Annotated in this window: 21 protein-coding genes; 6 read left to right on the forward strand and 15 right to left on the reverse strand. The window is 41.0% G+C overall.

What is annotated here, in order from left to right:
* The first annotated feature begins 12 nt into the window (after positions 1 to 12).
* Complete coding sequence (locus tag ACN6MV_RS20390) at positions 13 to 408, forward strand: DUF2871 domain-containing protein (RefSeq protein WP_042129343.1); 396 nt, start codon at positions 13 to 15, stop codon at positions 406 to 408.
* 57 nt (positions 409 to 465) lie between these two features.
* On the opposite strand, the gene ACN6MV_RS20395 is transcribed toward ACN6MV_RS20390, so the two are convergent.
* On the reverse strand, positions 466 to 2,856 hold the full coding sequence (locus ACN6MV_RS20395; protein ID WP_419886784.1) for a glycoside hydrolase family 6 protein: 2,391 nt from the start codon (positions 2,854 to 2,856) through the stop codon (positions 466 to 468).
* A gap of 397 nt (positions 2,857 to 3,253) precedes the next feature.
* Here ACN6MV_RS20395 and ACN6MV_RS20400 point away from each other — a divergent pair, with 397 nt between their 5' ends.
* Positions 3,254 to 3,682: a VOC family protein gene (locus ACN6MV_RS20400; protein WP_042129347.1), complete on the forward strand. Its 429-nt coding sequence runs from the start codon at positions 3,254 to 3,256 to the stop codon at positions 3,680 to 3,682.
* Between the two features lie 55 nt (positions 3,683 to 3,737).
* On the opposite strand, the gene ACN6MV_RS20405 is transcribed toward ACN6MV_RS20400, so the two are convergent.
* From ACN6MV_RS20405 to ACN6MV_RS20420, 4 genes are all read right to left on the reverse strand, one after another.
* The gene (locus ACN6MV_RS20405; RefSeq protein WP_419884728.1) at positions 3,738 to 6,080 is read right to left on the reverse strand and encodes an ABC transporter permease; all 2,343 of its coding nucleotides are present in this window, start codon (positions 6,078 to 6,080) and stop codon (positions 3,738 to 3,740) included.
* A gap of 2 nt (positions 6,081 to 6,082) precedes the next feature.
* Complete coding sequence (locus ACN6MV_RS20410; RefSeq protein WP_042129352.1) at positions 6,083 to 6,856, reverse strand: ABC transporter ATP-binding protein; 774 nt, start codon at positions 6,854 to 6,856, stop codon at positions 6,083 to 6,085.
* A 172-nt stretch (positions 6,857 to 7,028) separates the two neighbouring features.
* A complete protein-coding gene (locus ACN6MV_RS20415; protein ID WP_042129354.1) occupies positions 7,029 to 8,297 on the reverse strand; it encodes a HAMP domain-containing sensor histidine kinase in 1,269 nt (422 codons plus the stop codon).
* A gap of 2 nt (positions 8,298 to 8,299) precedes the next feature.
* Positions 8,300 to 8,983: a response regulator transcription factor gene (locus ACN6MV_RS20420; RefSeq protein WP_076120751.1), complete on the reverse strand. Its 684-nt coding sequence runs from the start codon at positions 8,981 to 8,983 to the stop codon at positions 8,300 to 8,302.
* 66 nt (positions 8,984 to 9,049) lie between these two features.
* Between ACN6MV_RS20420 and ACN6MV_RS20425 the strand changes: the two genes are divergently transcribed.
* Positions 9,050 to 10,312: a serine hydrolase domain-containing protein gene (locus ACN6MV_RS20425; protein WP_052414656.1), complete on the forward strand. Its 1,263-nt coding sequence runs from the start codon at positions 9,050 to 9,052 to the stop codon at positions 10,310 to 10,312.
* 57 nt (positions 10,313 to 10,369) lie between these two features.
* Here the strand turns inward: ACN6MV_RS20425 and ACN6MV_RS20430 are convergent, their stop codons facing one another.
* The 3 genes from ACN6MV_RS20430 to ACN6MV_RS20440 all read right to left on the reverse strand — a co-directional run bounded on the left by ACN6MV_RS20430 (position 10,370) and on the right by ACN6MV_RS20440 (position 12,544).
* Positions 10,370 to 10,729, reverse strand: a complete 360-nt coding sequence (locus tag ACN6MV_RS20430) for a hypothetical protein (RefSeq protein WP_042129358.1) — start codon at positions 10,727 to 10,729, stop codon at positions 10,370 to 10,372.
* Between the two features lie 102 nt (positions 10,730 to 10,831).
* Positions 10,832 to 11,629 carry an ABC transporter permease gene (locus tag ACN6MV_RS20435; RefSeq protein ID WP_042129360.1) on the reverse strand — a complete coding sequence of 266 codons (798 nt, stop codon included), beginning with the start codon at positions 11,627 to 11,629 and terminating at the stop codon, positions 10,832 to 10,834.
* 3 nt (positions 11,630 to 11,632) lie between these two features.
* Complete coding sequence (locus ACN6MV_RS20440; protein ID WP_076120753.1) at positions 11,633 to 12,544, reverse strand: ABC transporter ATP-binding protein; 912 nt, start codon at positions 12,542 to 12,544, stop codon at positions 11,633 to 11,635.
* A gap of 199 nt (positions 12,545 to 12,743) precedes the next feature.
* Here ACN6MV_RS20440 and ACN6MV_RS20445 point away from each other — a divergent pair, with 199 nt between their 5' ends.
* Both ACN6MV_RS20445 and ACN6MV_RS20450 read left to right on the forward strand, forming a co-directional pair.
* Positions 12,744 to 13,481 carry a LytR/AlgR family response regulator transcription factor gene (locus ACN6MV_RS20445; protein WP_042129365.1) on the forward strand — a complete coding sequence of 246 codons (738 nt, stop codon included), beginning with the start codon at positions 12,744 to 12,746 and terminating at the stop codon, positions 13,479 to 13,481.
* The gene (locus ACN6MV_RS20450; RefSeq protein WP_419884729.1) at positions 13,474 to 14,781 is read left to right on the forward strand and encodes an ATP-binding protein; all 1,308 of its coding nucleotides are present in this window, start codon (positions 13,474 to 13,476) and stop codon (positions 14,779 to 14,781) included. The genes ACN6MV_RS20445 and ACN6MV_RS20450 overlap by 8 nt, the downstream gene beginning before the upstream one ends.
* Before the next feature lie 77 nt (positions 14,782 to 14,858).
* Here the strand turns inward: ACN6MV_RS20450 and ACN6MV_RS20455 are convergent, their stop codons facing one another.
* The 3 genes from ACN6MV_RS20455 to ACN6MV_RS20465 form a co-directional block, all read right to left on the reverse strand.
* Positions 14,859 to 16,967, reverse strand: a complete 2,109-nt coding sequence (locus tag ACN6MV_RS20455; RefSeq protein WP_076120756.1) for a DUF5054 domain-containing protein — start codon at positions 16,965 to 16,967, stop codon at positions 14,859 to 14,861.
* Between the two features lie 204 nt (positions 16,968 to 17,171).
* A complete protein-coding gene (locus ACN6MV_RS20460) occupies positions 17,172 to 18,329 on the reverse strand; it encodes a GntR family transcriptional regulator (RefSeq protein WP_339287357.1) in 1,158 nt (385 codons plus the stop codon).
* Positions 18,330 to 18,352: 23 nt separating this feature from the next.
* Entirely contained in the window at positions 18,353 to 18,898 is a 546-nt protein-coding gene (locus ACN6MV_RS20465; protein ID WP_419884730.1) for an HAD family hydrolase, read from the reverse strand.
* A gap of 134 nt (positions 18,899 to 19,032) precedes the next feature.
* Between ACN6MV_RS20465 and ACN6MV_RS20470 the strand changes: the two genes are divergently transcribed.
* Positions 19,033 to 19,242 carry a hypothetical protein gene (locus ACN6MV_RS20470; RefSeq protein ID WP_339287359.1) on the forward strand — a complete coding sequence of 70 codons (210 nt, stop codon included), beginning with the start codon at positions 19,033 to 19,035 and terminating at the stop codon, positions 19,240 to 19,242.
* 18 nt (positions 19,243 to 19,260) lie between these two features.
* Here the strand turns inward: ACN6MV_RS20470 and ACN6MV_RS20475 are convergent, their stop codons facing one another.
* From ACN6MV_RS20475 to ACN6MV_RS20490, 4 genes are all read right to left on the reverse strand, one after another.
* Positions 19,261 to 19,746, reverse strand: coding sequence for a DinB family protein (locus ACN6MV_RS20475; RefSeq protein ID WP_339287360.1), 486 nt, complete (start codon positions 19,744 to 19,746; stop codon positions 19,261 to 19,263).
* Between the two features lie 44 nt (positions 19,747 to 19,790).
* The gene (locus ACN6MV_RS20480) at positions 19,791 to 20,882 is read right to left on the reverse strand and encodes an LCP family protein (protein WP_419884731.1); all 1,092 of its coding nucleotides are present in this window, start codon (positions 20,880 to 20,882) and stop codon (positions 19,791 to 19,793) included.
* Positions 20,883 to 21,083: 201 nt separating this feature from the next.
* Positions 21,084 to 21,311 (reverse strand): helix-turn-helix domain-containing protein, encoded by a 228-nt coding sequence (locus tag ACN6MV_RS20485; RefSeq protein ID WP_042129374.1) that lies wholly within the window; start codon positions 21,309 to 21,311, stop codon positions 21,084 to 21,086.
* A gap of 121 nt (positions 21,312 to 21,432) precedes the next feature.
* Complete coding sequence (locus ACN6MV_RS20490) at positions 21,433 to 21,633, reverse strand: cold-shock protein (RefSeq protein WP_036685790.1); 201 nt, start codon at positions 21,631 to 21,633, stop codon at positions 21,433 to 21,435.
* Positions 21,634 to 21,792: the final 159 nt, after the last annotated feature.

The raw sequence follows: 21,792 nt of genomic DNA on the forward strand, positions 1-21,792 counted from the left end.
GGAGTCATGATCATGAAAAAATTGTATTACACGTCATTTTTCTATGCAATTCTTGGGTTGATAGCAGGTGTTGCTTATCGTGAAATTACCAAAATGAATGATTTCGAAGGAAACACCATCTTAGTTGCACTTCATACTCATATCCTTGTACTGGGCTTCTTTTTCTTTATTATTGCTTTGATTCTAGCCAAGTTATTTAATATCCATGAGGCCAAATCATTTAATGCATGGTATATTGTCTATAACATTGGTCTCCTGATCACAATCGGTGCTATGGCTACTCGCGGGATGCTGCAAATTAACGGGACTGATATTAGCTTCTTACCGCATATCGCCGGTCTCGGTCATGCTATACTAGGAGCCGGTATCATATGGCTGCTAATTCTATTGGGGAAACGAATTAAATAATACAGAAAGAGCCGCTAGGATTATTCCAGCGGCTCTTTTCATTACATCCAGCTTCGGTTATGGAGCAATGCCCCAAGCGAGGCTATCATTTTGATAAAGCGTTACTTTATCCCAGTTAGCAAAAGCCGTTGTAGTAGCATCAAAGGAGTAGTCATTAGCTTCGTTAAAATTAGTCCAATCCGATTTGTAAATTCTGAGTTGAATATCTCCTGATTGGCCTCCAGCTGGAATGGAACCGGCTGAAGCAGTAAACGAAAGTTCAACGTACGTATCTGCGTTCGTACCTGTGTAATTAGCAAATGCGACCTGAACGTTATTATTCCCGACTTGCGCCCAGTCAATTACTCCATTCAACGTTTGATTACTATCTTTGGTGAAATAATAACGAATTTTAAGATCGCTTAAATTCACAGCGGTTGTTCCGTTATTTTTAATATTGAAATAAGGCTTAATCTGATTGTCGGTCACATTCGTATCTCCAGCACGATACTGCAACGTTAGATTAACCGCTGCGGGTGCTTGCGGACTGGCACTCGCTGGTGTAGAATTCGCGCTCTCTCCCACACTGTTGGTTGCGCTTACAATATAATAATAGGTTGTTCCGTTTGTTAAGCCCGTATTGCTGTAGCTAGTCGTTGTTAATCCTGCCGCAACTGTTGTATACGGCCCTCCGTTTGTAGTCGCTCGTTTCACTGTATAGCTAGTCGCACCTGTCGATGCGCTCCAGCTCAGGTTTACTTTGGCATCTCCCGCTGTCGCCACCAAGTTGGTCGGAGCTGCTGGAACAGTTGCTACCGCTACAGGGACCGCACTCGTTGGTGTAGAATTCGCACTCTCTCCCACGCTATTGGTTGCGCTTACAATATAATAATAGGTTGTTCCGTTTGTTAAGCCCGTATTGCTGTAGCTAGTCGTTGTTAATCCTGCCGCCACTGTTGTATACGGCCCTCCGTTTGTAGTCGCTCGTTTCACTGTATAGCTAGTCGCACCTGTTGATGCGCTCCAGCTCAGGTTTACTTTGGCATCTCCCGCTGTCGCCACCAAGCTGGTCGGAGCTGCTGGAACTACAGTTCCTCCTCCATTACTCAAAGGAATCACAGGGTAAGCATTCTGCACCAGCTGAACGAACTGCTCATGGAACCAGTGACCTGATACAGGTGCATTAGCCAATGCTCCGGTCAGTGTGCCGCTTGAGCTTGTATAAGTCGGATCACACATTCTGTCAAAGCCCTTACCTTCATTATTTGGGATTGCACTGCTGGAGCCATCAGATTCTCCCGGAGGCTTCACCCACACAAAAGCATCCAGATGCGAAGCTGCATAACCTGCTGGTGCTGCTTGAGGAACTTCTCCAATGCCAGCACCGCTGGCATTACACCAATTGCCGCGATGAAGGCGTTTATCTATCCGACCGGAATCCGCATATACATTAACGGTTGTTCCGCTCGCACTATCAGGACGATTAGATCCACCCCACCCATTTCGGGAAGTATCTATCAGGAAGCCGATCGTGGAAGGCCAGCCTTTTGCTACAAAACCAGAATACAAAGCTGCTGTGAAATCGGCTTCATCAAAATACGGATTCCATTCATAATAGCTTGCTGAACGAAGCTGTTGACCGCCTATCGTAAGATTCGGATCAGGAAGATTAGGCTCTTCAAGCGGAGTGGTGTTCGCTGTGTTCGTAATAAATCCATCGACACTAGCAAGTCCAGCTGTAGTGCCAGACACAACCGAAGTGAAAAGGTCAATTGCGGGGCCACGATTAGTATCCCATCCGAGCCAACCAGAGTGTCCAATATCCATGTAAGTATATACATTCGGAATGGCATGGAGTGCATTTAATGTGTATCGTGTAGCATCACGGTAAATATTCGTTGAGTTAGCCTGAGCACATTGTGGTGTACTGAGGTTGGTCACCAAATTCGGCAGCGAGTCCGGCTCAACAATGGTTACTATACGGATATCGCTATATTTAGGCTTTGCAAAAATACTTGCGATTACATCAATATAATCAGATTTATAAGTGGTCAAGCCAGCTGCTGTCAGTGGCAGCTCACCATTAGAGGCCAGAGCATGGCAATCCCGTCCAGGCATATCGTAAATGACGAATGTAGCTGTTATCGGCGTGTTAGGTTGCTTTTGCGCAAGGATGGCATCTAAAGTTTCCTCAAGACTTTTTCTGCCTCCGTTCTCAGCCCCGCCATAAATGGCAGCAATTCGGTCCAGCCAGACGGCCGTTGGATATTTCTTAACAGTCTCCATCTTGGAAATTAAAGTGCTGTCAGTAACTTGGGCAATAGAGGTATCTATCAGTGCGGCATAATCAGGATTAACATAAGCAGTAGCCCCTACAAATGGATTATCAACATGTACTTCACTGGCATACGTGGTAGAAGGAGCATATCCGGTGATAACTAAAGCCATAATCGTAAGCAATAATAACATTTGCTTGCTTAGTGCCTTTGTCATTATTATTCTCCTCTCGGCAATTAAATAAATTCGCAAATAATTTATTAATAGCCACGCGATGCTACAATTGCGGGTATTACTCCTTTAGAGTACTCGTCACCTCCTTTATGCCTCACCTGAACTCCCCCTCACCTCCTCTCAAGTTCCTTATCTCTTAAGGTCACGAAAAATTCTAATTATTTTACATAAATATAATAATATTTAATTTATAGAAAATTATCCCTTTTATTGAATACTACCATATCCAATTTGTTATTAGAAGATAGTAGATAAATAAAAATCATTCAAAAGACTATCAGAATATTTGTTTATAAACTGGTAAATGATACAATGTGGATGTGACAAAATATCTCAAATTTTAAGGAGTGAAAAAATGTCTATTGATGTTTATCTTAATTTCAATGGGAATTGTCGTGAGGCAGCAGAGTTTTACGCAGAGGTCTTTGGCACTGAACGTCCACAAATCATGACCTTTGGTGAAACACCACCCGATCCCAATTTCACTCTTCCTGAAGAAGCCAAAGATTTAGTTATGCACACTCGCTTAAATATCGAAGGCAGTAATGTAATGTTCTCTGATGTTTTTCCGGGAATGCCTTTTGTAGAAGGAAACAACATTAGTCTTTCGGTAGTTAGTAAGGATTTGGATGGCATAAAGAACTATTTTCATAAGCTAAAAGAAGGCGGTAAAGTAGGTATGGAATTACAAGAAACCTTCTGGAGCTCCTGTTATGGTAGTCTAAAAGATAAGTTTGGCATCGATTGGCAATTCAATTATGATGACGGACGAATGAATATGTAATAAAAAAACAACGAGTATGGACAATCTCCAACTCGTTGTTTTCTTGTTCAAATACTTAGTCCATAATCAAATCATATACACTGACCTTTCGAATTCGCCTTGCAACTAGCATAGACACCACATAAGCAACCACTAGAATGACCGCACACAGTAGAAGCACTTGAGGCAAACTAACCGCCAATTGAACATTATAAATGCCAAGACTTGAAAGCAATAACACAAATGCTGAATCCGAGTAAAAATAACCCGCTAAACTCCCCAATACTACTCCAACTACAATCACCGGAAAAAGACTGAACGTAATTTGTGTCATCAGATTAAAGGTGGTGTATCCGATACCCTTAAGAATACCGAACTCTCGCTTGCGCTTCATAATCAAAGTCTTAATCACCAAGTACAAGATTAAGCTGACGACTATAATTGTGACTGCCGTAATGACTGCTGTCATAGAAGATACTGCTGCTGTGAATGTACTAAGTGTGCTTTCTAACATGTCTAAAATGTTCGTTACGTTCCATTGTCCAGGGAAACGTTCTTCGAGCTTTTGAATGAACGCTTGAGGATCTTCCCCTTCCTTTAAATACACATTAATGGACTGAACGGAATAATTCGGCTGTAATTTCCTCATTCCATCTTCTGTTATGGTAGCAACCATACCTAACTGATTAATCTGCTGGCTAAGACCAGTTACCAAATAATTTTTGGTTACCCCATTAAACGTAACTGGAATCTCGTCCCCAATCGATTTATTTTTCATTTTAGCAATTACGCCGGATATCGCAATTTCATTATCATAAATGGGCTGTCTACCTTTGTAGACCGTCTGCGTTTCCAGCTTGGCATAATCATCTGATACACGGAGCATAAAGCTGGAATCATCTGTAGAGGCTACTCTACCTTCCAATATGGAAATCTTTTGAACCTCAGACATAGCTTCAACTTCAGCAATTATTCCCGGAGCATGGTCAGATTTTTTTAGATCAAGTTGCAAATTGGTACGTTCTAAACCCACTAAATCTAAAACGGCTGAAGTATCCCCTTTAAAGTTAAAATTAAGGATGGAGCAAAATATACTAGAAAAGGTCAAGCCTGCAACGATCAGCACAATCATAAAATTCTGTTTGGTCTGTCTAAATAAAGATTTCAGACTTAAGGCAAATTGCAAATTCAATGAAGTACTTGCTAATGGAAAATGATTTTTCTTGAAATTGTGGGTAAGAAGTCCGCTCTGAAGCGCTGCTATCGGAGTAATCCTACGAATCTTTCTACTGGACAGGTAGGCAACAAATAGAATGAGTACCGTAACGATAAGCAAACTATACAAAGCACTAAATACTTCAAAGGTTGTCGGCCACAACAGTCCAACCGAAGACGAGATCATATTACCTACTAAGGGCATGACTAGAATGGAAATCAAACTCCCCGGTATGGAAGCCATTATAGACACTGAGACGAACTGTAAGAGAAATGAGGATATGATCTGCCTTGACGTATAACCGTTCGCTTTCAAAACCCCGATGTTAGTTAGGTTATCCTCAATATTTCCGAAGATTTGAAACCTGATCACAATCAGTGAGATGACAACCATAATCAGTGCAAACACAATCAGGATGGCGGCTAAAATATTCACAAAAACACGGTTGCCCTCCAGACCCACATCGGTACGCATGACTAAAAATGAACTAGAGGTTCCAGAGCCAAATATCTGTTCACTTAGCTTTTGCTCTAGCTTGACCTCTTTCGCCCGTTCGTTAAGTTGCACAGACAAAAAATTAAATTGAACCTCTTTCCCAAGCCGTGCCTCCAATTGCTTATAACCTTCATCGTTTAAAAATATTTTTAAAGCCCCATTCGTCAATGTCCCAAACAGGGGTTCCTCCGTAAAGCCACCGATGGTGTAAGTGAATTTGTTGTTGTCGTATTCAAACGAAAACGTATCCCCAAGGTTATAACCTGAGCCCCCGTGGAAAATATACGGTAGGTAAATTGTACTTTGATCTTCAGTTTCCAACCGAGAGGTTGTATTAAAAAGTCCCATGGATCGCTGCGAATCCATATTAAGAATCAAGAACGCGATAGCTGTATTGTTTCCCCCGTAGTTTATCTTTACGTCAGGTAGTAGAAGAGCCGACTCATTCTCCCATGCTTCAGTATAAGGATAACTTTCCACCAGAGACTCATATTCCTTCACATGCTCGTTTACAGGAAAATAAGCGGTGATATCGGGTGTATTTAGCTTGGAGATTTTCTCTTGCTGAAAAGAATTAAGCTTCAAACTGACCGTTAGGCCAATATTCAGCAGCAGCACAGCTATCATAATCAGAAGGAAGAGCGTAATCGTTGCACTCTTTCTTTTGCGAATATTGGACCAAGCAAGCTTTCCTATTAAGCTTCTCATCCCTACCACCCCAATTCGGTTAGAAAGGACTGTAATTGCTGCTGCCGTTCTGGTCCACTATCTTCGCTATACGGGGAAAGGCGCAAATCTCCAACAATTATTCCATCCCGCAGGTACAAGATCCGATTACCACGCAGTGCAGTCTTGAGATCATGAGTTACCATAATTATGCTCTGCCCCTGCTTATTCACCTCTGTCAGGACGCGCAGTACCCCTATTCCTGCTGAGCTATTAAGCGCTCCAGTCGGCTCATCAGCGAATACCGCCTTTGGGCTGTTGATCAGGGCCCGGATAATTCCTGCCCGCTGAGCTTCGCCCCCAGAAATTTGAGCAGGAAACTTGCCCCAAACTGAATCATCCAGACCCACATCAGAGAGAAGTTTTTTGGCTTTCTTCACCGCCCCAACCCTATCCTTTTGCACAAGAAAAGCACTTGATAATACATTGTCGAGGACACTCATCGAATCGAGCAGATGGATCTGCTGAAACACAAATCCACAATTCTTTCGCCGGAATATCGCCAGCTGATCATTACTCATCGCTGTTATCTCTTGACCTTCAAACAAAACCTCTCCGAGTGTCGGCTTATCCATTCCTGAAATGGCATACAGCAGTGTTGATTTACCAGATCCAGAGCTGCCCATAATAATCGTGAAATCACCATGATATAAGGTCAGATCTAGATTTTTTAGAACATGCTGCTGAGTCCCTCCATGGGAAAAGGTTTTTCCAAGCTTATGGGTCTGCATCAGCACTTTATGATTCACTTCGCTCATCTTGAACACTCCATTTACATTCATGCTCATTAATTACGCTGACTAATAACAGAAATTAAAGACCTAAGCGAAATTTAATGGCTGCAATCACAGGCTCATTCGTAATTGCAACCTTATCGTACGTTAAATGTTCTTAACATGTCTTTGTGCAATCCTTAGCGAATTCTTAATTCTATCCAGCTAAAGGAATCAACAGCTTTACAGTAAATCCATTCTGCCGGTTGGAACACACAATTTCGCCTTGCATTTTTTGCATCATATAACGAGAAATGTACAGACCTAGACCTGCACCGTTCTGGCTCATTGCCAAACTGCCCCGAAAAAATTTATTGAATATTAAAGGCAGCTCCTCCTCAGGAACACCCGGACCATAATCCTGAATATCAACCTCCAGATAATGATCCCTAATCTCGAATTTAATATCGATGGGGGTCTCGGAATTGGCGTATTTATAGGAATTGTTCACCACATTATCTATAACCTGCTGCAGACGCAGGGGATCCACCGTCAGGATACAGTCTGGCACTGCTGCTGCTGAAATCCGCTCATAGAAATTTACATTATTTATAATTTGGGTCAGTAGGTGACTATGCTCCTCCGTTAAGCTGACTTTTAGTTCATTCAATTCTTCCAAGGTGGAATGGAACATATCTGTGACCAGACGATCAATCTGATCTGCTTTGGAATATAAGGTGTTCAATTGTCTGCTTGTCTTCTCATCCCTAGCACTTAATAGCATCAGTTCCGTAATCGCCTTTAGCGAAGCGACAGGTGTCTTAATATCATGACTTAGGCTAGCAACCAGTTCCTTCTTACTCTTGTTCGCCAGATATTCGCTGTGCCTAGCCGCCGCAAGCTCTTCCCGCATCATATCGAAGCTTTCGGTAAAAGCACCAAATAGATGATTACGATCCATCGCAAGCGGAACTTCAAGATCACCTCTTGCAATATGCTTCGCGAATAGCTGCATTTTACGAAACGGACGAAGAATGGATCGATTCAGGAACCAAATATAGAGGATGCCTAGAATTGTAAGCAGAAGCAACATCACAACAGAAACTTGTATAAATTGTTGTTTCATATGTATAAAAACCGTACGATAATCATTATTAACAATCACTTTACCCACTATCTTATCCTGCTCAACAACATCGACTACGGTGTCCCGATTATTGATAGCTTCGTTAATCGTAACAGAAACCGCATTTTCAGTTTGATATTTAAGTGCTCCTGAAGTATCGATGATGGCGAAATCATAAGGACTTTCCTTGTACAGTTTCGGTTCAAGCTTGTCCCAATTCTGCTCCGTAATCTTAACGATGGTATTGATAGCTACTCGATCCGTTGATGTCTCCACCTTCAAGTTAACAATCAGGAATAAGAGAGTTATACTTGCAGCGAGAATAATGAGGAGTAGCGTTATCAGCAATTTTTTAGTCATAGCTATTTATCCTCGAAAGCATAACCGATACCCCATACGGTACGGATGAACTGTGGGTCATTAGGATTCTCCTCGATCTTCTCACGAAGATGACGTATGTGTACATTTAAGGTGCCATCTCCCGCAAAAACATCTCCCCAAACCCCTGTAAATAACTCCTCTTTGGGGATTACCCGATTTTTATGCTGAATCAAATACTTAAGTAATTTATATTCCATTGTTTTCAGCTTGAGGGGTACACCGTTAAGTGTAGCCCTTCGGAGTTCAGGATCAATTTGAACGGGTCCGGATTCAAGAAGAGAAACCTCCGCTACAACGCCGTTGTTGTACCGCTTTAGCACCGCCTTCACTTTAGCGAGCAGCACTCTAAGGGTATACGGCTTATGAATATAATCATCTCCCCCAATATCCAGCGCAATCAATACATCATCCTCACTGGAGCGGGCACTAATAAATAGAATGGGGATTCCAGTCGTTTGACGTAGCTCTTTGCATAACTGGAAGCCGGATTCACCACCTAGATTAATATCTAGGAGTAACATCGACACCTGATGCTCACTTAAAAATCTCCGACAAGCATCAGCGCTTGTAACAAACGCGGTTTGAACATCAAACAAATTAAAATATTCGCAGGTGGTCTCCGCAAGCTCAATTTCATCATCAATAATCAAACAATCATATTTCATGGATTTCTCTCCGCTTCAACAGAATTTATTATTATGTTAGAATATGCCTTTAAGGAGGGGTTACCTGTGGATATACAATTCCAGCGTCTGGAGCACTATTTAGATAAATACGAACAAAGCTGGCCATTAAGCGGCACAGTCTTAATAGCTCAGCGTGGAGAAATAAAGCTACATAAAGCCTACGGATATGCAAATCTTGAACATCAGGTCCCGAACACATTAGATACCAAATTCCGGATCTGGTCACTTACCAAATCTTTTACTGGCATGGCTATCCTGATGTTAAAAGAACAAAAACGTCTGAGACTGGATGATCCCATCCTAAAGTATCTTCCTGAGCACCATGCACTAGAGGGGATCACCATTCTTCATCTGCTGGGACATACCTCTGGTATAGCCAACTACACTTCCATACCCGAATATAATCAAAAATTAAATAAGCTAAAGCTAACTCCACAGGAAATGTTACAGCTATTTGTGAGTCAGCCGCCTGCCTTTATGCCTGGCACATCATTTGCCTATAACAACTCAGGTTATTATTTACTTGGGATGATTATAGAGAAGATTACAGGGATGACCTTTGAAGATTATATCACTACTTTTATATTACAGCCTTTGGGTATGGTAAATACAGGAGTTTATAACAATTATCAAATCATTTCAAAATTAGCCTCACCTTATCATTCCTCTTGGGGAGAGTACACTCAAGGAGAATACATAGATATGAGCTCTATCCAGTCTGCTGGTGCGATGTATTCGACGGCTGCAGATCTTTTTCTGTGGGATCAAGCCTTGTACTCCGATCAATTAGTATCTCATGACACCTTGGAAATGGCCTTTCATTCCAGTAATCTTAAATATCGATTTGGTTGGTTCTTGGACGAACGCCTTGATCGAAAAAGAATGTATCACGGCGGTGCCTACCGCGGCTTTCGAAGTGAACTGCATCGATACCCGGAAGATCAAACGAGCGTCATCATGTTGACCAATTATGATTGCGTCCCTGTCACTAAGTTAACGGAATCGCTAGCTGGATTAGTATTTGGCGAACCTGTATGGGTGCCGACCTCTCCGCAAGCCTTTCCGCTTGAGGATAGCCTTTATGCAGAATACATGGGAACCTACGAGGGTTTTGGCTGCAAAGCAAGTGTAGAGCGTAGTGGCCAAGATTACTATTTTATCTGGAATGATGTAGAAGTCACTCCGTTTTATCCGATCTCGGAAACAAGATTCCATCATACCAAGCATGATACCGAATATGAATTTAAACGAAATGCTCAAGGTGAGCTTTCATTCCTGGGGATGCATAAAAAACAAGACAAGTCTTAATTAGACATGTCTTGTTTTTCTTTTTATAAGTAATAAAGACTCAGGTTCATGTTCATGCTAGGCCTTGGCTATCATGATAAACTCAGCGAGAAGAACAAGTAATGCGGTAGTTACCCCAAGTGAATTAATTACTGTTAAGGCATCTGGGTAGCTTTCTTTCTTAAATTGTGAGAACAAAGACACCATCCATAATACACTGAAGAATAACGCGACCAATCCGGAAATAGCCTCACTGTCCACTTTTCTACTCTTCATAAAAAATCCTACTAGGCCAACGACTGTAAAAATCATATATATAGCAAGCTCTATGGATGTGATGACAATCGCCTCGCCTGCAGAGAACAAATGCATTAACGTGTATTGAATCCCCAAACAAATAAACACTAGCTGGTTAAAAGAAACTTTGCTCACCCTCATAGCGTATCTCCTTTTAATTTAAGTGAACTGCCATAAAAGATAACGCTTACATTATATCGATAATTACAGTAATCCTCTGTGACTTTCAGTACTCTTGCGAATCTACGCATGAATATCTCTTTTTCCAAACGAAATATAGGTGACAGACAAACTGATAGCTATGATAATCACAGGGATCAGCAACACTTCCATAAAATCCTTTGCTCCGGTCAAGACTATATGTTGTGAGTTAACGACGTAGATTCCAGAAAACTTCATAACCTGCGTCGTTAAAGCATGGTCTGAAACCGCCCTTAGCCATGTTGAGGAAGCATCACGGAAATAACCGGATATCATGAAGTCTCCGAATATAATTAGAAAGGTTGCAACTACCGCAGAGGCTGTTCTTTTAATAATAAGGCCCACCATAATAATTAGAGTGGCATAAGCTGATAAATAAAGGATATTTAATCCCAGTACACGAGAAACCTGAATCAAGTCAGCATTTAAATTCCGATTACCGATGTCATTCCCAATTATCAAGGCAGCTATCATATACGTGAGATAAAATACTCCTGTAAATTGCAACATCCACCATACTATAATTTTTAAGGCAGAAAGATATTTCCCTGTGATGTAAATAAATCTACTTTGTCCTGAAGCAAGGATAACTTTGATAGACCCATATTCAAATCCTTCGGTTGAAAAAAAACATATGTATATTGGAATAATAAAATAAAAAAATATGGATAAAGGCATTACAATCGTTAAGGGTTCCGCGAGATTAGCGACTTCAAAACCACCTTTACTGCCAATCCAGAACGCTAATACCAGACTCGCTATAAGAAACAGCAGAGATATCCCCTTAAACATGGTATCCCTTTTTATAAAGTAAGACTCAGCTCTCAGTAAATTCCTCATCGCTCATTCTCCTATCAGATCCATGTAATAGTGCTCAAGATTCGCAGTAGACAGGCTGATTCCTTCAAGCGGGATACCCTCTCTAATTAACGTTGACATTAACTGTTCAAGATCGATCAAATCCTTGGGAATCAATATTTCTCCGGAAGCTGATAATGTGCTCGAATGAATATTAAGATCGTTCTTAAGTACGTTTATGGCTGCTTCTACTTCAACCGTTTTAATACAAATTTGCGTTTCGGCTGATTGCATGAGTTCTTCCACAGAGACTTCCTTAATGAACTGCCCTTTATGAATAAACCCGAATTTGGTAGCGAGCAATTGGAGTTCACTCAAAATATGGCTGGAAATCAAGATGGTAACCCCTTTTTCATGCACCAGCTTAGTCAATAATTTTCTCATCTCTACAATTCCCGTAGGATCAAGTCCATTAATCGGTTCATCCAAAACTATAAATTCCGGTTCGTTGAGAAGGGCAATTGCCAGTCCTAAGCGTTGACGCATGCCCAGAGAATAATCCGATGTGTTTTTGTGCTCAGCATCCGTAAGTCCCACCAGATTCAGTACATTTTTAATTCTGTCGGAATCCGTAATCCCATAAATCTTGCAATAAAAACTTAAACTCTCAGCAGCATTCATATGGGGGTAGAGAGCAGGGTGCTCTATTAAAATCCCCATTTTTCTCCTAACCCTTGCGATGTCCTTCTCACTACTTTTGCCCAGCAATTGAAAGGTCCCTTTTGTTGGATACACTAATCCACTGATTATTTTCATGAGTGTGGTTTTGCCTGCCCCATTCTCTCCTACTAGGCCATAGATATCTCCCTTTTGAATCTGCATATTTATATTTTGAAGCGCAGCTGCCCTACCATACTGTTTACTTAATCCCTCAGCTTCAAAGATTATTGTATTCATTGTTCAACTCCTCCATAGCATATTTACTCCTACTAATTGATATCAAATTAGCACGTTTACTAGAATTAATAATTAGGTTCGTAAAAAACACTGAAATAAATGTAACTTTCAACACTTCCAAGTGATTCCTAAAAGGATAACAGTTGATTCTAATCCCATATAATGTATTATTGCTTTATGTACAGGAGGGGAAAATCGCATGATACATATTGCCATTTGTGATGATGATTTCAAGACAACTGAATGTATTGAGAGATTGATCATTAACCATCCAGTTTATCGATCTGAAAACATAGAGGTATCCATATTCTATTCTGGTGAAAGCTTCACGAAAGCCATTCAGCTTGGCTGTCCATTTGATCTTGTTTTTATGGATATAGAAATGAAAGGAATAAGCGGAATAACAGCGGGCCATGTGCTACGGGGGGATTATGATAACGATTGGGTTCGGCTGATTTATGTTTCGAGCCACGAAGAGTATCATGTTCAGCTATTTGATGTTCAGCCTTCGGGATTTATAAAGAAACCTATACATAACGAATCTTTTGAAAAAAAACTATTCTCCATGATTCAGCAAATAAAGGTTAAGCGTCAACAAAACCAACCAAAATTACTGCCTGTACACCAAAGTGGAACTAAAATACTTATTCCAATCCGTAATATTATGTACTTGGCAAGTGACCGTCGAAAAATTATTCTGCAAACAACGGAAGATCAAACGGAATATTACAGTACTCTGTCAATAGAAGAAGAAAAGCTCCCTTCGAAGCAGTTTGTGCGGATTCATCAATCCTATCTTGTGAATTTCGATTACATCAAACAAATTCAGGGAAAAAGAATTGTGTTAACGAGCGGGGAAGAACTTCCGATCAGTGATAAGCAAAGCATTGTAGTGAAAAAGAGTTATTTGCAATTCAGGGGGAGTCTACTTGAATAATATTGTTCTGGATGAGTTGTTCTACGCTCTTACGCTAACTGCTCTCCCATTTATCATCCATTATTTCTATAATCATTGTTTCTCACGACTTTTGGAATCCAAAATGATCCTTTATACCGTTTACACTGCCTATTATATTTTCGTACTCCTACTGCATTATAGTCCACTCCCTGGATTATGGATGCTTGGGCTCAATATAGCGGGAGTCGTACTTTTGTCCTTTTTGTACAAGGGGAAAATACAATGGCGTTTTGGCGCCGCTTTATTCATCGTCGCACTCATTATGCTATCAGATGCAGCTACTGCGCCTGTGTATACGACCAGCGGATACATCTTTACCTTGTTTTTGTCTAAGCTTTTGATGTTTTTACTGGTGAAGATCACACTTCGTTTCACTAAGGCCTTTGGCGAGGGGAATTTAGGGAGCTGGTATTGGATCGGGCTGTTCTGTTTTCCATTTATCAGCATTTTCAGTATTGCAAAATTATCGGGCGAGCTATCCTTACGGGAATATCCGATCTTGTATCCGATTTTGTCCGGTGGAATGCTGTTGATCAACTTCCTGATCATTCTTTTATGCGATCGCGTACTAACCATACATTCGGCACAGAATAAAAACCACTTGCTGGAACAACAAAACACCTACTATATGAACCAGTATTTGCTCACAAAGGAAAGGCAGCAAGAAGTCTTTACGTTTCAACATGATTTCAGGAATATCTTGCTGGGTCTGAGGTCACAATTACAAGCCGGGGAGAAAGAAGCAGGACTGAACGATGTGGATAAGCTGCTTGGAGTACTCGAACTCTCATCAGGGGGTTGTAATACCGGCTCTATCCTTATCGACTCCATCATTAATGACAAGCAGCAATTCGCTAAAAAGCTGGGGATTTCCTTTCAAACAGACATTAAGATTCCACCTCAGCTTAACCTGGATACTTATGCATTTAGCATTATTCTAGGGAACATTCTCGATAATGCCATCGAAGCGTGCAGACATCCAGCTGTGACTCAGCCCTATATTAATTTCCAACTGCATTATCATAAGGGTACGTTATTTATTAGAATACAGAATCCATATCAACATTCAATACGTACCAATCATTTCGGAGAACTAGCCACAACAAAACGAGACAAGCATTTTCATGGTTTCGGTCTGCAAAGCGTAAAAAAGGCGGTTGAGGAAACCGGCGGAATATGGGATATCACCTATGAAAACCATATTTTCCAAGTGGAAATTTGTCTCTTTAACATTGAGGTCTTATCAGTTGCAGAAACGGAGCAAAAATGCACCTCATAGAAAGATATCGGACCCAGAGGGTTTTCCAATGTTTATTCTAAGGGGTGTATTTTAGTCACAAGTATACTTCTATTATTTTACTTACGGTTCGATTGCAAATTTAGACGAAAACGAAATACTGCATCTTCACCGTACCACATAGGGAAATTCGTGCCCCAGATATTGTTGTGCAAATTAAAATGCCATCCTTTATCTAAGGAGACAAAAGAATTATCGAATTGCAGCAGTCTTTTTTGACCCGGTGCAGCCAAAGCAGCATCCATAGTTTCGATAAAGGCGCTCCCATCTGCACCCTGATAACTAACGCCACGTCCAATGGCATGAAGATTACGATTCCCGTCCTTCACTACACGCAAAGGTGAGACTGGCAAGCCCATCTTCTCCATCATCCAAAGATTAGGATTATCGACATTCAATGCACATCCGAACCAACTTGCTTCCGGAAGACGGTTGGCATCTTTCCCAAACCATTGCAGTGATACGTCAACCGTACCTTCATGCTCAAAATCATACATTATTTCGAGTTCCTTCGGAGCGCCATACCCTTCATGCGCTTGTGTTGGCATGCGTAAACGAAGCAAGAATTGGTTACTGTTTATTCGCTTCATATCAGTCACGAAGGGCTCATAAAGTTGATGACTAGGCAATGGTCGAACGAATTCAAAGCCAGGCTTGTTAAAGTCAGCATCGGACCATGGGTGGGTCAAGCCTAAATTTTGCATATAGGTGCGGAAGTATCTGGCGTAGTCCTCCGTTCCAAACGTCTCATAGGTATAAACGCCGAAGGGATGGCTTTCATCAATCCATACTTTTCCATTGGCATCCGATAAATGAATAAGTGCGCCGTTCACACCAAAGGACAATTTATAACCTTCAACCGCATATACTTCTTGGACACCAGCCTGCTTAGCATCAGCGGATAAATCTCTCCTAGCAGGTTCTAATCTACCGAATGCTTCCTTTGCCTCCGCTTGTTTATCTTCATCCAGGCAAGCGACGGCCTGATCCAGATAGCCCCGTTGCTCAGCCCAAGAACGTTCGATCATCGAATATGTTCGGACGCTCTGCTCAGATGCAAATAGGCCACTAGAATGCTTATCGAATTCATCCATAGCAAAGGCACCTATATAATTGAATTTCGCCGGGATCTCATCTACATTAATTAAGTCTTTGATTCTAGCCGCATTAAAATCTGTTTTCGCATAGTTCCGAAAGTCAGGAAGCCACTTCTTTACGTCTAATCCCCATGTATGCTCTACTACCAACAACATAGCATCGCTCATCCCTTTATAGGCATCACTATGCTCGTCTAAGCTTCCTTCGGACAGCCATTTACTTCTCAAGCGCTGAAGCTCCCGAAGCTTGGCAAGCTTTAACGGATCCGTACCTGCACCATGAATCCAAGTATCACCGATTTCTTCACATACTACAGGAAGTTGTTCGCGAACCTTCAAAAGACTTCTCGCGAATTCATCCAGTGAAGATGCTATAATCTCAGCGTCAGGGTATCGTTCTTGGATTTCACGGAATTGCTCCTCGATTTCCTCAGCGCTTGGCGGCCCACAATTGTCACCCGTATGCGCAAATAGCAATATATCGTCAATCCCTTCAACCTCTACCGGCTCACCGTAGCTTCCAGCATAGTTCACAATCAGTTCACTGCCATCCTCCGCCTGCCATCGAAACAGCTTGGGTACATCAGGACGCATAGAAGCTGGATTTACTCCGAGATGCATATACTGAATACCTGCTTTGTACATGTATGGAACCATGGAAAGTGTGTGACCAGGCACATCTGTCATTTTGACGGCTATCGTTTGTTTTCCAAATTGTTGGTCAAGCGCTTGGCTGATCGATAGTCCATATCGGAAAAGCTCCATATCCATCAGTTCAGTATGGGTTGTGAACGGTAATCCATGCCACACAATATGTCCCTTACGGATCGCCTGCTCCATCGCTTCTTTTTCCGAAGCAGGTGCATGATCTAAATAATAACGAATCAGCCAGGAGCCGGTTGTCCATACAAATTGTGCGCGGCCCCCTTCAGCTTCAAGTGTATCAGCCAAAGCAATCGCTTTCGGTATATATTCCTCCATGTATTGTCTTAACACATGTGCAGCCATATTCGTGAATCCGATATCCAAATGTGTTTTAAATACAACATGGACCTTCTTAGTGTTATTCATTTTCCCACCCTGCCTCCGTTAGGTTATCGCTTATTGAAAACTGAAATTCGGAATAATCTATTTTCAGACTAATATATGTCACTGATCTATACAATCGAATAATCTAGAATAATATGATAATTTCATTGAAAAAACATCTATATCACTGATACGAAAAAGCTCTTTCCTCTACCAAAATAGTGGAGGAAAGAGCTTCAATGGTAATTAACACCTAAATCTATCAACGCCGTAGGGTCGAACGGAGCTCCGCTCGACGATGGTGGTATCGATTTTAATCGTTAGCGCACCTTCACGTGAATTCTCCATCCGTTTAACAACTCGTTGTACAGCAGCTTGTCCGAGTTTCTCTGTCGCTTGTCTCGCAGTAGTTAATGGAACTGGCAGCAAGCTCGCCAATTGAATATCTGTGAATCCTATGATGGATAATTGATCCGGAACCCATAATTGCATGGAAATTGCCGTGTACAAGCACGATGTAGCGATATAGTCGTCTGCGCATACCACTGCCGATAGCATCGAATTATTACCTAAGAACGACGCTAACTGTACATTTGGTGCATTCAACTGATGCATATAATCTTCTAAGTAATTCAAATATAAATTACGGCTGTTTACCGGCAGATCATGATCCAGCATCGCTTGAAGATAACCTCTATACCGATCTTCTCTACTCGTCACACCGTCAAATGGCATTGAAATATATCCGATTTCCTGATGACCTTTTTCAATCAAATACTGGGTGGTCTTATAAGCCCCATGGTAATGATCATGGTAAACACAATCAAGCTGTACCTCTCGAAAGATACGATCGATAATCACTAGAGGGTAGTTAAGTAGACTTAGTTCTAACACTTTCTCACTGCACTGCGTACTCCCACGCGGATAAAAAATAATACCCTCTACTTGATCGTCGTACAGTTCTTGCAAGCATATACTTTCGTCTTCCTTATCCGCAGTCATTCGAATGAGTAAATGACAATCCGCTTCACGCGCTTCTTTTTCAACGGAAGCAATGATTCTCCCGATATAATCGTCTATGTTAGGAATTACCAATGCAATCCTTCGCATCGGTTTCTTCTCCTCTATTGCCTTTAGCACCAGTTCCTCAGAATGTGCTTGATAATCAGCAGATACGAATGTGCCGCGACGGGCATGGCGATAAACGATCCCTTTTTTCTCCAAGATCTGCAGAGCAAGCTTCGCTGTCATGCGGCTGACCCCGTACAACTTGGCAATCTCCCCTTCAGATGGGACGAGATCATGTGGCTGAAGCTTTCTCTTCCGGATTTCTTCCATCACATGATTTGCAGTCTGTATATACAATAGCGGTTTCCGCTCTTTTTGATGATCCTGATTGTCCATTCGAGCCTTCACCCTTTACGCTTCTATACCGTTATTACTGTATGTAGTTCCTCATTGAGCTTGTCGATTAGCTCTATCAATTCAATCGGCTCACTGATCGTATAGTCTGGTTGTTCGGATTCATCGGCAGGGGTGTGTGGATAACGCGTCGTCCAGCTTTGAAAAATACTCGTAATGCCGAGCGCGTTCGCCCCCTTCATATCACGACTTAAATTATTTCCTACCATGACAGTGCGTGAAAAGTCTGCTTCAGATAAATCAAGAGCGCCGATAGCAGCTTTGAACATTCGAGAGCTAGGCTTAACCGCCTTAATATTCTCTGAGATAATCATGGCCGTAAAATATTCATGAAGCCCATGCTGATTAAATACGTTCTTGAATGATTGCGTGTCCCCGTCAGCGACCAACGCCAATGTATAGCCCTTCTCATGCAAAGATCTGATCATGACATCCGCACCTGGAATAAGCTCCGCTGTAAGCACGATTCCGTCCTCGTCTCTAATCTCCGTGGATTCATCCACGATCGTATCTCCACTATCCAAAAAAACAATGATTTTCTTCTGCTTCATCCCTCACATCACATCTCCATCCCCAAATATTCACATTTCAAATCCCGCTCTAAATTTTTCGAATGGGACATCTTGTTCTCAAAATAGAATGAACAGTGGATTTATAAGCTGCATTATCAATAGGAGGTCACCACTTGAGAAACAAGCAATCTGTTATAATCGTAACGATTCCATTATCTGATATCAAGAAATATATCATTTTTGATTTTGTCGCCGGATCGGTCTTTTACTTTGCGATTAAATTCCCTTTCCATTCTTTCATAGCCGCATACGCTGGCAGCATGTTCGGCCCTATGCTCATTCGCCAATCCATGAAAATCGTTCGAAACCGTGCTAAAGCTTAAGCCATGTATGACAAGCGTTCAACCTTGCTGTATGTATTTAAGGAATTGTTCAATCTGTTTTTTATGATGCTTATCGTGTGGAATAAAACTTCTCAAATACTTACGAATACTGAATTTTTTCCGGTCTGCATCCTTATATTCCACATCGCATTCTTCATCAGTTAATCCTGATACTGCATCTAAAATCCTAGTTCTGTAGAGCAGAAATTGTTCAATCAATGTTTGTTTAGATAACAATTTGGCATACTCCACAGCGTTAGCATTAAACTCGTTAAAATCCAGATGTTTCGTTGTTAACGGTTCCTTCAAAAGAATCTTCTTTATAGCACCTTCATAGAAATACTTATCCCAAAGCATAAGATGACATAAAATATCCTTTACGGTCCATTTCCCAGTCGCTATAGGCATATTCCAATGTTTATCTGGCACCTCTTCTAAAGATTCTACGAATGGAATAAGGGATTTAAATTCGAATAGCATCTGCTCTTTTGTTCTTACTGCCATAGAAGCTAACCTCCATGTGAATATAAAATAGTCTGACAAAAAGATTATGCAGCTTCATCCTTGGAAGCAGTTATGAGATCAGCCTCAGTAGATTCTGGATTCAGCCAAATCTCGATCATCTCATGGGTACGCTTTACATCATTTTCATCGAGTATATAATACCATTGATCCGTATGTTTTCCTTCCCCTTGCAGCATATGACTCGTTATTTCAGGGGTTCCACCTTCAAGAATTACCTTCTTAGCCAAATCCAGAATAAAATCTGACTTCATATTGGTTTTAAAATTACTGCCAGCAATTTCGATAATGTTCTGGATATTAAGAATATTATCGATTCTCTTCATCCGATCAAGCGCTGCTTTTAGGAAAATCCGTTGTCGCTCTGTTCGCTTAAAGTCAGAGTCTTCTCGATATCTTACATACATTAAAGCTTCCTTACCGGAATAGATCGGTTTGTTCGGCTCAATTCTTAATTTCTCATGATCAGGGCTCTTATTCTCGATCACCTTGGTGATTGGAAGCACCACGCCCCTTAGCGCATCCGTCACGCCAACAAGCCCGTTAAAATTAATAGTAGCATAGTAATCAATTGGCGCATTCAACAGATTCTTAACAGTATCTACACTCATCTGAGGACCACCGTAGGAATGTGCCGCATTAATCTTGGTTTCTTTTCTTGCACCTTTGATATTTTCCGCTCCAATTATTTCTGCATATGAATCACGGGGAATAGAGACGAGCAGTGCTTTATGATTCTCAGGTCGAATGACAGTATAAATAATGGAGTCAGAAAGTCCATTCTCTTTACCACGCTGATCGGTGCCTAGCAGCAGGATAGAAAAAGGACGATTTTTATTTTCTGTCATTGCCTGAATTCCATCGTCTTCTGTTTCTTTTAACGGTACATAAGATTCATCAAGAGTGTGCTCTATAGTTGGTACTACAACATTATCAAACCCAAAAATCATTAATTCTTTACGGAAAATAAAACTTCCCAACCCAACAATAAGTACGATCGCAAGCGAAAAATACCAGATCTTCATTTTCTTGCTGATTTTATTCTTCTTTACCTTCTTTTTCTCGATTCTACTTAAAGCATATGAAGCAGGTGGAGGCGTACTCTGATTATTTTTCATTGGATGAATTACCCTTTCTGTACATGCGACTTCTCACCATTAATGAACATCACTTTTTACTTGTGCCTACCCTCCATTACCTAAATATCCCATTATTATAGACGATCTTTGGATCGATAAGTTTCTTTTTATAAGAAATTTTTAAGGCAAAAAAAAGACCTCATCCTAACAAGGATGGGTCTACCATGTTTATTGAGGTTACTAGATTTTGTTCAGAATCGTATCGATCTCACTTTTCAGTAAAAGATACCTGACAACACTTCTCATGATCGGAACTTTAGTTAACTTATGCTGATCAACATAGCTTTTCATTTGATCTTTAGACAGACCGAGCAAGTTACCGGCTTCAGACACCGTCAATACTTCCTTGTTACTTGTAGCGTTAAAGGTCTTCTTCACTTTTAAATTCCAGTCTTCAAACACTTGCATTTACATCCGCCACCTTTCTACTAAGCGAGAAATATAAGACATAAAGTATTGTGTGAAACTTATAATTTCTTATATATAAAAAAATCCCCAAACTAGAAGTTTGGGGATTTTTTTCACAACTTTAGAGTTTTACAACATTCTCAGCTTGTTGACCACGATTGCCTTGAACTACGTTAAATTCTACACGTTGTCCTTCATCCAAAGATTTGAATCCGTCGCCAGTGATTGCGCTGAAATGTACGAATACGTCTTCTCCGCCTTCAACCTCAATAAAACCAAAGCCTTTGTCTGCGTTAAACCATTTCACTGTTCCTGTTTGCATAATATAATTACCACCTTTTTTTAATTTACATGTTATTCTTATCCCAAAAAAATCTCTTACAAAATCTCTAAAAAAATAAAAATTCACATATGGTACAAGGTTATTGTCATCTAAAGAATAACCCTCTACGCTATGTGAATTCGCTAGGTAACTGCTTTC

This window comes from Paenibacillus sp. B-A-8, from assembly GCF_048572915.1.
In the GTDB taxonomy this organism is placed as follows: domain Bacteria; phylum Bacillota; class Bacilli; order Paenibacillales; family Paenibacillaceae; genus Paenibacillus_AQ.